Origin of the sequence: Clostridium sp. C2-6-12 (assembly GCF_009928485.1) — a bacterium.
In the GTDB taxonomy this organism is placed as follows: domain Bacteria; phylum Bacillota; class Clostridia; order Clostridiales; family Clostridiaceae; genus Clostridium.
The window spans coordinates 34,573-48,180 of record NZ_JAABNP010000032.1; the positions used below are offsets into that span (position 1 = coordinate 34,573).

Below are 13,608 nucleotides of genomic sequence, written 5' to 3' on the forward strand. Positions count from 1 at the left end.
AACAACTTCTTCAGGTATCATTAGCCTTATTATTCTCCATAACCTTTATACTTTTCAAGTAATTCTTTCTTATTTGGAACTTTTCTTTGTGTCATTGCTCCATGTGATATTTCAACTTGGTGTTCTAATTTACCAGCATAGAATACACGAGAACGATTTTGTTGTGCTTCACTAAAGTTAACTTTAATTTCACCATCTACTAAAGCTAAGTCTCCACTGATTCCACAAACTGGACATTCTACTACATTTTTATTATGAACTACAGTAAGCATATCACAGTGACATACTGGACATACTCCTTCATCAGCACCTCTCCATTTTCTCATTTCTTCTTCTGTTTCGCTATTTATAGCAGCTGCTATGTTTTGTCCCATTACTACCATACGATCCATTACTTCAGGGTTTCCAACAACATGTTCATGAGCCATAGCACCAAAGTATTCATATTTATCTACAACACTAGTTCCCATTGATATTGTAAATTCATACATAGATGGCATAGCAAATGATAACCAGTTTTGTGTCATTGCTCCACCAACAGTAATTAATGCTCCTACTCTTGGCTTAAATGATCTTTCATCAGGTAATTTTTCTGGATCTTTGCCAGCTGCTATTCCTGTTTTTTTAGCTTCTGTTCTAAATGCAAGATCATGAGAAGGCCCTAATCTATCACATACAGTTTTAAATTTACCTGTTGGTGCTAATACATATGTAGGTGATCCCACTATTACAGCATCACATTCCATTAAGGCTTCATCTATAATATGCATGTCATCTTTTAATACGCAGTTTCCATTTCCACCTTGTAATAAACTACCTACACAAGCAATACAACCTGTACAATCTGCAATATTTAAACTATCAGCATGAATGTATTGTATTTCAGCTCCAGCTTTCTCACATTCCATTAATGCAGTTTTAATCATAACTTCAGTATTCCCCATTTTTCTTCCAAATGAGATACCTAATACTTTCTTTTTAGACATATTTTTATTCTCCCTTTTCACACAATATTATTTTTAAGCATTATTATAATTAACCATCAATGCTCAATGGTCAAAATTAGAAATTTAAAGTCTGATCATTGAGCAATAATATCTTTTATCTTAATAAGTTCCGAATTGCAGCATAGCTGCTCTTTTCATTAGTGTATAACAACTTTTCTTGTTCTTGTTCCTTCAAATGGTACAGGTATATATGCAACTCTTAATACTGTTGTTAATTTTACATCATGTTCTCCTTTAGAAAGCCCGCCTTCTCTTTCAACAAAAACAGTAGCTTCTTCACCATATTCCCATCTATAAGTAGTAACTGTTTCCATTTCATCTAAAGTGAAGTAATCTTCTCCGTTTGGACTAAATTTAATGTTTTCTCTTGGTACTTCTACTCCATCAACTTCAACTCTTACATCATGTACCATAGATACTGGTACTCCTCTGTAGTAAGTAATTAATGTCTTCATTTCAAAACCATCAATTTTTCCATCTTTATTTAATACGTTTTTACAACTGTTTTCACTAAATACGTAATTATCAAACATGCTTGCTTTCCTCCTATCTTCCTAGCTCAGCTATATATTTCTTTAACATTTCTTGATGCATTCTTACTTGTTCAAGTTCTTTAACTTCTGCACCTTCAAGAGTAAATCTATTACCTTCATATTCAGTTGAAATATATCCATCATATCCCTTTTCATCTAAATATTTAATAAATTCATCATATGGAATAGAATATTCTACGCCTTCTTCTGTCATTTCATATACTTTTCCATGAATGTGTTTTACATATGGCATATGTTCATCTAAAATGCTGAAGTCACTTGCTTCATATCCATCACAGAACAATGTATACATATGATCAAGTTCTGTTTTACATAAATCAAGTAATTCTTTAGGTCTTCCACCTAATTTAGTAAAGTATTGCTTTGGATCTGTTCCTTGAGCAAAAATATCATCAACATATTTAATTACAGCTTCATTTACACCTAAGCTTCTAAAATACTCTGTTGCTACTCTTGGATGTCTTCTACAGAAAATTCCAGCATCAACAACTATTCCTAAGTATGGTGATTTAGTTTTATTAATTACATCAATAAAAGCTTTTGTCATAGGATTATCGAAACTCATACCTCCATGAATTTCTAAAGCTAAAGTTACATCATATTTTTCAGCATATGGTAATACTGGTTCTATAATTTCTGGAGGTGTTTTTGATACAAGTCTAACTAACTTAAATCCTAAACGATTAGCTAATTTTATTTCTTCAATTAATGCAGCTGTTGATTCTTTAGCAGTTAAAGTTCTATTTTTATATAAACAAGTATTTATAAAGATATCATTACAAACTGGCTTAACTTTATATTCAGCCATAAGTCTATCCCATTCTTTTAATGTTTCTTCTGATGGATGCGGAGTTCCTTTAAGCATTTGATCGCTTATAAATTCCATTTCAGCGTCCATTTCTTTTAAAAATTTGAATATATCCTCTAACTTCATTTTTCCTCTAGCATATTGATCTTGTAAGCTGTAAAAACTTACTGAACGTTTAATATTTGACATAAACTATCTTCCTTTCTTCTATCCTATTTATATTTACCTGAGCTTTAGCCTCTGTAACTCTTAATCTTATATACATTGGCACACTCTTAGTTAAATTGCTATTTATTCAAAATCAATTGATCTTCCTGTTGCAGCTGATTCTCTAACAGCTTCCATAACTGCAAGCACTCTTCTTACTTCTGGTATCTTAACTAGTAACTCTTCTTTTCCTTCAAGTGCCTTTAAGTAGTTTTCGAAGAACATAATATGAGCAACATCTACTTTAGGTAATTCTTCTGTAACTAATACACCTTCTGGTGGTGGTCCAAAAGAACGAGTTGGTCCTGATGCTGTCATTGTTGTTTTACCTGGAACATTTTTAAGAAGTCTTGTTGTTCTTGCAATTTTTCCTTCTGGCTCAAAACCATCACAGTACATACTTCCTGTATCTCCACCAATAAACCAATGTCTTTCAAACCACTTTGGTTTGTCTGCTAAGAAGTAAGTTCCAAGTTCAACTTCTCCTGTAATTCCATTTTCAAATTTAAATAAAATCTTAAAGTAATCATCTACTTCTTCATTTATTACATTTCTTAAATCAGCATATATTGTCTTTATTGGACTATCAACCATATAAAGCATTTGATCTATTAAATGAACTCCCCAGTCATATAACATTCCGCCGCCATATTTTTTGAATACATGCCAGTCATGCATATTCCCATTTATCCCATATAACATTGATTGGATTGTAAATACATTTCCTAATAACTTTTGATCATATACTTCCTTAGCAGTTCTAAAATCTTCATCAAATCTACGTTGTTGATGCACTGTAAATAACACTCCTGCATCTTTTACAGCTGCTATCATTTCATCATATTCTGCCACACTCATAGCAGCTGGTTTTTCACAAATTATGTTTTTTCCAGCTTTTGCAGCTTTTATTACAGCTTCTTTATGCACATGATTACTTATTGAAATTACCACTGTGTTTATTTCTTCAATTTTTAATAATTCATCAATGCTAGTGGTTTTTATAACTCCTTCTGTAATTGCATCTGACATTTTTTCTTCATCTATATCACAAATTGCTACTACATTAATGCCTTCCATAGAATCAAACATTTTTTCATGAATATGTCCCATAAATCCAAAGCCGATTATTCCAAAATTAACTTTCATTTTAATTTCATCCCTTCTTTAAATAAAAATACTTTTTCATAATTCTCTTTAAGTCTGCTTTATTTAGATTACAAAGTTTCTTAAATATCTTGCTGATAATATTGCTGACTTTTTACATTCTTCAATTGAACCTTCAAATGCTTTATCTTCAACTTCTATACATGTATAACCCTTATATCCGATATCTGTTAAAGCTGATACATATTTACCCCAGTCAATATCCCCAAGACCTGGTAATTTAGGTGACATATATTGAAGTGGAGTAGCCATTATTCCTACATCATCTAATTTATCCTTGAAGACTTTTATATCCTTATAATGAACGTGGAAGATTTTATCCTTAAATTCATATATAGGCTTAATGTAATCTATATGTTGCCATACAAAGTGTGATGGATCGTAGTTTATTCCAAAATTATCACTATTAAGTATTTCGAATACTTTTCTCCAAATAGCTGGAGTTGTCATTAAGTTTTGCCCACCTGGCCATTCATCATTAGTAAATAACATTGGACAGTTTTCAATTGCAATCTTTACACCTTTTTCTTCAGCATATTTTACAATTGGAGGCCATACTTCTTTTACTATTTCTAAATTTTCTTCAACAGTTTTCTTTGGATCTCTTCCTAAGAATGTTGTTATCATATTTACACCAAGCTTGCTACTTCCATCTATTAATTTGTAAATATGTTCAACATATACTTTTCTCTTTTCTAAATCTGGATCCATTGCATTTGGGTAATATCCAAGAGCTGATATTTCAACACCTTTTTCTTTGCAGTAATTTTTGATGTATTCAACTTTATCTGCACTTAAATCTGCTACATCAATATGTGAAACCCCTGCATATCTTCTTTCAGCCTTTCCTTTTGGCCAGCAGCAAACTTCTAAGCATTCTAAATTATTTTCTGCTGCAAAATCAACTAATTCTTCAAAGGTTAAATCTCCTAAAATGGCACTGTTTAATCCTAATTTCATTACATACATCTCCTTTAAAATTCTTTATCTAAATCTACATATCTATTAGAAACTTTTAAAATTTATATCCCTTTTACATGCTTATTGTACCTTTTTTATGAGTGTAAACGCATTCTTTTAATTATTCAGTTCTATCTTTAATGTTGTTTAAATTAACTATATTTTATATAAAGCAAAAAAAAGATTAAAAAATCGAATCGATTTATTAATCTTAATTTAACTGGTATCATATACACTGTAAGCATTAATTTAACTTATAATGATTATTCATTCAAAAATATACCTTATAATTGGGTTAATGGTAAGCTATTATTTACCTCTTCCTATTCTACATATAATAAGCAATAAAAATACGCTGCTAAAAAACTCCTTAAGCTTTTTAGCAGCGTCAAAATTATTTATAATTATATATTTAACTTAATCATAGTTTTATGAACTTACTTATTTTGCTTTAAGTGAAACATTATCAATATATACTTTTGTCAATGCAGGGTTACTTGTTTTACCAAAACAGAATTTTAGTTGTGGCACATCATTCTTTGACATTGTAAATTCCATTGTCACATGTTTCTTATTACCATCAAGCGCTACTGTTTTTGCTATGTAGGTAGCGTAAGGATCAACATTTTGTTGAATTTCAGCAATTATATCTCTATTATCGTCAGCCCAAACATCAAATTCTAAAATATAATTTATATCTTTTAACAATGCAATATTATCACTAAATAACATTACATTCCAATCAGCATCTCCTAATGCTTGAACATCAATAGTAGCTCTCTTATCCACATCACCTGTTATACTAAAGGTTGCTGCAGCTGGACTTGTAGCAAAATGTGTCCAATTATCAAATTCAGAAGAAAAATCTCCATTAGTAACAAGATTATTATTTGTTGCTAAATCAATTATATTTTGTTTAATTCCTGTAATATCAAATCCATTGGATTTTACAATAATATTATAATCACCTTTTTCAGTAAATAAACTCTTATCTAAAATTATTTCTCCATCTGATATTTTATATAATCCTGGATCAACATTTTTATCTTTTACTGTTATTTCTTTTATTGAATCCTTCCAACCGCTATCTCCACTTGCATAAGAAATATTAATATCATTTCCAATTGTATTATCTATACTATCTGCTATTAATGTTGCTGGCATTTTAACCGGAGCATCTTTAACTCTAAGTGAAACATTATCAATATATACTTTTGTTAATTTAGGATTACTTGTATTACCAAATAAAAATTTTAGTTGTGTAGTATCATCTTTAATCATTGCGAAGTTTAAAATTACATGTTGTTTATCAGGTTTAAGTGCTAATGTTTTTGATGTATAAGAAGTATAATGAACATTTTCTTCAACTTTAGCCACTATATCTCTAGCTTCATCTGCCCAAGCATCAAATTCTAAAGTATAATTTACTCCTTTTGATAATTTCATATCATTACTATATAGCATTACATTCCAATTTTCTGTACCTAATGCTTTAACATCAATAGCTGCTGCTTTATCTGCATCACTTGTTATACTGAAATCTGCTTTTGAACCAGCTTGATTGTCAAGAGTTTGCCAATAATTATATCCTAGGCTAAAATCTCCATTTTTAATTGGATATAAATCTACACCATCATAATTTACATTATTATTTGTCGTTCTTATAAGTTCAACATCATCAATATAAACTTTTCCATCAGCATTTCCCATTATAAATTCTGTAATTGAATTTATATCAGTTTTTCCTTCTGGCACAGTAAATTCATATTCATATGATTTATCTGTAGTTGTTAAATTAAATGTATTTTGCGCATATGTTTGTCCATCTTTTGATGCAAATTTTACATCCATTGTTCTATCTTTAGATGCATGTGCTTTAAATGCAAGTTTATATACATCGTTTTGTAACAAATTAGTTCCTGTTTGAGATAATATAACACTATTTTTATCTCCGGCAACTGATATTGTTACTTCAGCTTGCTCTTTATCCTTGTCGCTTTTAAAGGTAGCGCCTTCACCTTTAAAGTCCCAAAAACCTATTCTATTATCCCCTAAATTAAAGCTTCCATTGTAAATGTGATTACCATTTTCTAATGGTTCTTTTGCAGTACTTGCATTATCTTCAACACCTGCATCTGATTCTGTTACTTCTACATCATTAATATGAATATTAATGTCATCAGTTAAGCCAAGATTAAATTCTAATCTTCCATGAACATTAGGCGTGTCTTTCATTACAAATGAATATTCATATTGTTTTTCTTCATTTGTAAGATTAACTTTAAACGCATCTGAATATTTCTTCCAGCCTCTGTCTGAACCACCACCAAATTGAGATTCTACAGTTGCAGCCTTATCCGCTTTTGCTTTAAATTTCAATGTATATTTTTTATTAAGTCTTAATGGCACATGATCAATTAATTGAACTGAATAGTTTTTATCTCCGCCATTATCTATATTTATAGCTAGTCCATTACCTGAATTATTAAATGTAGCTTTTCCTATACCAGCAGTTAGGAAGTTCCACTTATCATAAGAAAGCTCTCCATCTGTAGCATTTTTAATATTTTTAAACTTAGGATCAAGAATATAACTTCCATTGCTTAAAGGAGTTCGTCCCCCTTTTAATGGTCCCTCATAGGTTGCTGGATTATGATGTACTGGATATTCTCCATTTAAATCATATACTCTTACATAATCTACTTTCATTTGTGCAGCTTTAAATGATTCATCTGGTTGTAATCCACCATCGTAATCTCCACCTACTGCAAAATTAAGAATTAAATGAAAGTTTTTATCAAATGGCGCTGGATATGCATAAGGAGCCGGTTCCTTATCACCTTGACTAAACCAATTATTAGCTGTGTAATACAATTCTCCATCAACATACCATCTAATTTCCCCAGGTTCCCACTCAACAGCATAAACATGCTTACCTGTAATGTCTTTTCCTTCTGGGAATGTATAGTGACCACCACTAGATGTGTTATTCGGCCATTCCTTACCAAAATGAATTGTTCCCCAAACATTATTAGGAACTCTTCCCTTAGCTTCCATAATATCTATTTCTCCACCAGCAGCCCATCTGCCATATATATTATTATCATCTGGTAACATCCAAAATGCTGGCCATAAGCCTTGTCCCGCTGGCATTGTAATAGCAGCTTCTATTTTTCCATAAGTTTTGCTATACTTTCCTAGTGTTCTTATTCTTGCTGAGGAATATTTATATTCCTTATCTCCATATAAAATTGGAGTTTCTTCTTTTCTTGCTTCCAAAATAAGATTTCCATCTTCTACTTTTGTATTCTTATCAGTATAAAATTCTTTTTCGTTATTTCCCCAATCTACTGCATTATATTCAGTACCATTTCCATATTGATAACTCCATTTATTAGTATCCAAGCTATTACCATTAAATTCATCACTCCACACAAGCTTCCACTTATCCTGTTCTTTATTAATATTTTCATTATTTGGATTAGAATTACCTGTTGATGAATTTACAGTAGATATAGCTCCTGTTGATGAATTATTTGATGACGAACCACTTGAAGATGAATTGCTAGACGGAGAATTACTTGGTAAAGTCTCAGTGTTTGCTGGCTTATCAGCTTGTTTTGTTACACTAACACCGTTACCATCAAAAGCTTTAAATGCCTTAAGTATTTCTCCAACAGCCTCTCCACTACTACTAAAAGTATATTCTTTATTATCTATTATAATTTTACCAGTTTGCATTTCTCCTGAAGCTACAAAATAGTATACCTTTCCGTCAATCTCAATTATACCTGTTTGCATTGCCCCTGATGCATCTGTAAAGTACCACGTTCCGTTATCATTTATCCAGCCTGTTTTCATTACTCCTGATGCATCTGCAAAATACCAAGTTCCCTTATCATTTATCCAACCTGTTTTCATTGCCCCTGATGCATCTGCAAAATACCAAGTTCCATTGTCATTTATCCAGTTTGTTTTCATTGCTCCTGATGAATCTGTAAAATACCACGTTCCGTTATCATTTATCCAGCCTTTTTTCATTATTCCTGCTTCGTCAAAATTGTACCAGCTACCATCTATTAATCTCCAATTAGTAACTAATCCATTATTATCTATATAACTCCACGTACCATCTTCACTTGACTGCTTCCACTCAGCACTTACTTTACTTGATAGAAGTCCTGGCATTATGCTTGTAACAACAACTAAGGCTAGTATTTTCTTCAATTTAACTCTCTTCATTTATATCAATTCTCCTTTGTGCTATTTTTGTATTTCACACATTATTTAAGAATAACTCGTACTATATGTTGAATGTTTTCATCCATAGAGAGTAGTTCATTTCTTTTTATCATAGGTTCATTATTGAATTTATATTCTTGTTCATTAATATAAATTTGACTTACTTTATACTCTCCAAATTCCTTATTTTCCTCATTTATATACTCAATTTTAAGTTGTCTTCCTGCAAAATTCATCTGGATAGCTGTCTTTTTATCATGATCAAACTGTTTTGCTAATATCTTAGGCTCAAATGCCAAATCACCCATTTTACCTTTTATACCAAACATTTCAGACAATACTGTTAATATGAGCCAGCTTGCTGAACCGGTTAAATAATGATACATTCCTCTTCCACGTTCATTTATATATTCAGGTATCCCTGGATATATCCTGCTGATATCAAAGTTATTACAATGACTATAAAGTGTATCAATAACCTTAAACCCTTCCAAAGCATAACCTCTTTGATAAAGTGCATTTGCATACATAATTGCCATATGGCTAAATAATGCGCCATTTTCTTTGTGTCCATAGGCAAAGCCAAACATTCTTCCTAAATCTGTTTTTAATTCATTGAAATTTGTATTTAATCTGTAACCGCCAACAGATTTATCATATAGATATTTATCAGCTGCTTTAATAATACTTTCAACTTGTTCTTTTGTTGCAGTATTACTCATAATAGTAAATACTTGCCCTGTAAGCATCATGCGAGTACCTGTTTCTCCATCACCCTCAACTCTTCGAGCATTATTATCATAGTAACCGTTATACCAGCTATAGCCCTCCTCATTGCTTATCCACTCATTTTTTTGAATGTGTTCTTTAAGCCAATTTGCCTTTCCTTCAATGTTAGAAATTAATACATCACAATCTATGCTAACTACATTTCCACTAATATTATGTTTACATTTATCACAATAATCCTTTAATATATTTTGTTTTTCTTCTACGTTATCGTAAACTTCACTATTACCAGTTAAAAGCACCTGCAATTCTTCTGCTAAATCTATATTTTTTACTCCATTTACATCTCTTAAGTATTTTAGCAACTCAGCGATATCTGTAAGATTTCCTCCATAAAGCGCACTAAAGGCAACACTTTCACCGTGTTTCTCTGCCATATCAAGTCCATCATTCCAATCCGCACCATGCAATTTTAAATTATTATGCTCTCCAACATCATAAAAAGCTGTTAAATGTTGAACTAAAAGATGCTCTAGAATAGTTCCTTTATATTCTTCTGAATTTTCAGCACGAACTTTATTACCTTGATTTAAATCCCATAAATTATCTTTTTCTGTACCTCTTCCTACTTGAAGATCCTTAAAATAGTTCTGTTTTTCTAAAAGGAAATCAATATCTCCTGTTTGTTGAATATAAAGCTTTGTAGTTAAAAATGGCCATGCCCCATGATCCATCCAAACACGAACTATATTATTTCTATCTGCAATAAATTCACCTTGCTTTGTTCCTATAATGGTAGCATTTGTCCCATCAATACGAACTCCACCAAAATTATCTAATAGCATTCCTCTAACATTGCTTGGATCCATAGCCAAAAGTGCTAAACAATCTTGCCATAAATCTCTCCAACCTCGTCCACCTTTACCATAATCATGGTGAGGTAAAAATGAACAACCATAAATTCTTCTAAGCATTGGTTGGAAATTAACCCAATACATCCAATTATCAAATTGTTTATCCTTTGTTTCGTAAGAAATATTTATTTTCTTATCTCAACATTCCCTAGTTTCTTCAAGCACGGAATCAAACTCATTTTCTTTCAAATACTTGTCTGCAAAGCTAATAAAATCTTCTTTAGAATCTCCAAACCCTATTGCTACAACATAAGTTTTTGACTCATTAGGTTCAATTATTACTTCATCAAAACGAATAGCTCCAATTGCCTCATAACCTTCTAATTTCATATCTGCCTTAACTTTGAATTCTTCATTTAATAAGACACTCTTTGGAATTTCAAATGATCCACCTTCTCCAATATATTCTTCTACTATTGGACAAAAACTCACTGGCTTTTCTCCCCCACCTGTTGCTGCAACTACTCCATAAACAACATTATTTTTTTTGTGTCCTCTTTCATCAAATGTTAATGTTGGATTCACTATAATTCCATTTTCTGTAGTTTCTATTCTATGCAAAAGTGAAGTCACATGTCTATGATCTCTAATATTATCTGCTGAGCGGCAATACAATGGTATTGCTGTAGTTGGTGTTACTTTTTTAGCTTTATTACTTGTATTTGTAATTGTGACTTTCATTAATTCTATTTTTTCATTATTTGAAGGAACAAATGATACAATTTCACTTTTTATGCTATATTTCTTTGATTCTCTAGTTATTTTATGCCACATGATTCCAGCTTCTAATTCAGTTTCTTCCTTATGTTCGCTAAATACCTCTGCTTGCTGAACAGCAGAAACTCCTGTTGCTGACCATGCTCCTACGCCATCTATATAAGCCCAGAAATTCCTTGTGGATTTATTATTATGAAGTTCTTCACTACTTACTGGCGCAAGTAAGAATGTATTTTGACCCATTTTACAATCTCCATTTAAAGTTGGAGTTATACTTGACATTACTCCAGCTTCATTTGCAATTGGGAAATATAAATAGCTATTATTTTCTGGATTTTTTAATTTAAACGTCCCTTTATTATTTAAAAATTCACATTTTGTCATACCACAAAATCACCTTTCTATTATTTTATTTTCTTACATGAATCTCTTTCTATTAACTCTACTGGTATCATTTTATTAATCTTAAACCTTTTTTTCTCATCAATCTGTTTTATTAGTAGCTCAACAGCAGTCTTTCCCATTTCATCGTACTTTTCTCTTATTGTTGTTAACTTAGGATGAATATATTCGGCCAGTTCCATATCATCAAATCCTATTACTGACATATCTTCAGGTACACTTAATCCAACTTCTTTCAAAGCATTTATTGCACCAACTGCTATCTTATCAGAGGCTACAAATACTGCTGTCGGCCTTTCCTTAAGCTTTAATAAATTCTTCATCTCAATATAACCATTATCAACATTAAAATTTGTTCCACTGGAAATATAGCCATCAAATATATTTAAATTCAACTTTTCCATTGCATTTATATAGCCTTCTTTTTTTATGTAATTTGACCAGCTATTTGACTCATTTGCACCATCTATGTATGCAATTTTTCTATGTCCTAATCCATATAAATAGTTAATGGCCAAGCTGCATCCTCCCAAGTTATCTGAAGTTACTGTTGAAATTTTTTTATTGTTCATATTTATAGCTACAATTGGGAAATCACTTTCTACAAGCTCTAATACTTCTTTATGATTAGAATCAGCACAAATTATAGCTATTCCATCAACACATCTATATTTAAAATATTCTAAAAATGTATCATTTTTTAATCTGTTATTTTTTGAACCCAGTAATAGTGAATATCCATATTTATCAGATTCATTCTTAAAAACGCTTATAACTCTCCCAAAAAAAGGATTGTTAAGTCCTTCACTTAGGCTGTCGAAATATACAATTCCTATCATCCAAGTTTTCTTAGTAGATAAGTATCGAGCTAGTGAATTGGGCATAAACTTTTCTTCATCTAGAATTTTTTGTATTTTGGCTCGAGTCTTATCACTTACATCTGGATAATTATTTAATACCTTGGATACTGTTGTTGGAGATACTCCTGCAATCTTAGCTATTTCATAAATTGTACTCATCTTTTTGTAATTTCCTTTCAAATCCGTAAGTCTTCTAATTTTTTACCTCCAGCAACAGTATAAATATATCTAAATATTTCTACTGCGGATCATATGCTGCCCAATCATAATATGCGTTAATTGGGGTTGCTCCATTATAAGCACCTAACCATGAATCTACTCCTGTACCAGGCCATAAATTCATCATTATTTTGCCAGGATGTGATGGAATATTTTTTGTTGCTCTATAAACTTCTTTTCCGTCTACAAGCCATGCAATATAAGTTGATTGCCAGTTAAATGCGTAAGTATGAAAACTAGAAGAAGCATCAAATCCTAAATTATAAAGATACTCATGATTTCCTACACCATTTGTATAATAATTAAATTGGACCTTTGTAGTATCTTTACCTAGAAATTCAATATCAATTTCATCCCAAGGAGTGCCATCTGTTGGTCCTGTATAAGTAAAAAATGAAGAAACTATTCCAGTATTTTTAGCTGGCTTCATCCTTACTTGGTAAAGTCCATAACCATAAGTATCCTTCGAACGATATTCTCCACCAGCATATGGCTTAGAACCTCCTTGTTTATCTTTATTTAAAGTAAGATCCATAACTCCATTACTAAAATTAACGTTACTAGCCCTCCAAGTGCAGTTAAACATACCTCCATTAGTCCAGCCATCTGATTTTGTCCAAGCCTTTGTGTTAGCATAGTCAAATCCATCACTAAAATGAGTCTTAGTTAATGCAAAAGTCTTTGTGGGAATCACTGCTCCCACTAAGAAAGTACCTACTAGAATTCCTAATGCTGCAATTTTAAATTTTTTCATTTTCATACATTTTTCCTCCTAATATTTTATAATTTATAAAAATCATAATTGATTTTTTATTACTAATCTTG

At 31.3% G+C, this 13,608-nt stretch carries 10 protein-coding genes; all 10 read right to left on the bottom strand.

The annotated features are described in order from the left end of the window. Positions 1–29 precede the first annotated feature (29 nt). On the bottom strand, positions 30–986 hold the full coding sequence (locus tag GXK56_RS21380; RefSeq protein ID WP_160691232.1) for a flavodoxin family protein: 957 nt from the start codon (positions 984–986) through the stop codon (positions 30–32). A gap of 158 nt (positions 987–1,144) precedes the next feature. Further along, positions 1,145–1,540 (bottom strand): DUF6379 domain-containing protein, encoded by a 396-nt coding sequence (locus GXK56_RS21385; protein WP_160691234.1) that lies wholly within the window; start codon positions 1,538–1,540, stop codon positions 1,145–1,147. Between the two features lie 13 nt (positions 1,541–1,553). Further along, positions 1,554–2,558, bottom strand: a complete 1,005-nt coding sequence (locus GXK56_RS21390; RefSeq protein ID WP_160691236.1) for a TIM barrel protein — start codon at positions 2,556–2,558, stop codon at positions 1,554–1,556. Between the two features lie 102 nt (positions 2,559–2,660). Then, complete coding sequence (locus tag GXK56_RS21395) at positions 2,661–3,722, bottom strand: Gfo/Idh/MocA family oxidoreductase (protein WP_160691238.1); 1,062 nt, start codon at positions 3,720–3,722, stop codon at positions 2,661–2,663. A 63-nt stretch (positions 3,723–3,785) separates the two neighbouring features. Next, positions 3,786–4,700 (bottom strand): sugar phosphate isomerase/epimerase family protein, encoded by a 915-nt coding sequence (locus GXK56_RS21400; RefSeq protein WP_160691240.1) that lies wholly within the window; start codon positions 4,698–4,700, stop codon positions 3,786–3,788. A gap of 441 nt (positions 4,701–5,141) precedes the next feature. After that, entirely contained in the window at positions 5,142–8,942 is a 3,801-nt protein-coding gene (locus GXK56_RS21405; protein WP_160691242.1) for a carbohydrate binding domain-containing protein, read from the bottom strand. 41 nt (positions 8,943–8,983) lie between these two features. Beyond that, positions 8,984–10,669: a hypothetical protein gene (locus GXK56_RS28760; RefSeq protein ID WP_347707971.1), complete on the bottom strand. Its 1,686-nt coding sequence runs from the start codon at positions 10,667–10,669 to the stop codon at positions 8,984–8,986. Between the two features lie 54 nt (positions 10,670–10,723). After that, positions 10,724–11,686 (bottom strand): hypothetical protein, encoded by a 963-nt coding sequence (locus tag GXK56_RS28765; protein WP_347707972.1) that lies wholly within the window; start codon positions 11,684–11,686, stop codon positions 10,724–10,726. 20 nt (positions 11,687–11,706) lie between these two features. After that, positions 11,707–12,723 (bottom strand): LacI family DNA-binding transcriptional regulator, encoded by a 1,017-nt coding sequence (locus GXK56_RS21415; protein WP_160691244.1) that lies wholly within the window; start codon positions 12,721–12,723, stop codon positions 11,707–11,709. 79 nt (positions 12,724–12,802) lie between these two features. Then, positions 12,803–13,543, bottom strand: a complete 741-nt coding sequence (locus tag GXK56_RS21420; protein ID WP_160691246.1) for a glycoside hydrolase family 16 protein — start codon at positions 13,541–13,543, stop codon at positions 12,803–12,805. Positions 13,544–13,608 lie beyond the last annotated feature (65 nt).

What these genes read in the sequence shown, in the direction of transcription:
- GXK56_RS21405 (WP_160691242.1), bottom strand. Translation starts at nt 8,942, where the DNA reads ATGAAGAGAGTTAAATTGAAGAAAATACTAGCCTTAGTTGTTGTTACA.
- GXK56_RS21380 (WP_160691232.1), bottom strand. Translation starts at nt 986, where the DNA reads ATGTCTAAAAAGAAAGTATTAGGTATCTCATTTGGAAGAAAAATGGGG.
- GXK56_RS28760 (WP_347707971.1), bottom strand. Translation starts at nt 10,669, where the DNA reads ATGTATTGGGTTAATTTCCAACCAATGCTTAGAAGAATTTATGGTTGT.
- GXK56_RS21390 (WP_160691236.1), bottom strand. Translation starts at nt 2,558, where the DNA reads ATGTCAAATATTAAACGTTCAGTAAGTTTTTACAGCTTACAAGATCAA.
- GXK56_RS28765 (WP_347707972.1), bottom strand. Translation starts at nt 11,686, where the DNA reads ATGACAAAATGTGAATTTTTAAATAATAAAGGGACGTTTAAATTAAAA.
- GXK56_RS21420 (WP_160691246.1), bottom strand. Translation starts at nt 13,543, where the DNA reads ATGAAAATGAAAAAATTTAAAATTGCAGCATTAGGAATTCTAGTAGGT.
- GXK56_RS21400 (WP_160691240.1), bottom strand. Translation starts at nt 4,700, where the DNA reads ATGAAATTAGGATTAAACAGTGCCATTTTAGGAGATTTAACCTTTGAA.
- GXK56_RS21395 (WP_160691238.1), bottom strand. Translation starts at nt 3,722, where the DNA reads ATGAAAGTTAATTTTGGAATAATCGGCTTTGGATTTATGGGACATATT.
- GXK56_RS21385 (WP_160691234.1), bottom strand. Translation starts at nt 1,540, where the DNA reads ATGTTTGATAATTACGTATTTAGTGAAAACAGTTGTAAAAACGTATTA.
- GXK56_RS21415 (WP_160691244.1), bottom strand. Translation starts at nt 12,723, where the DNA reads ATGAGTACAATTTATGAAATAGCTAAGATTGCAGGAGTATCTCCAACA.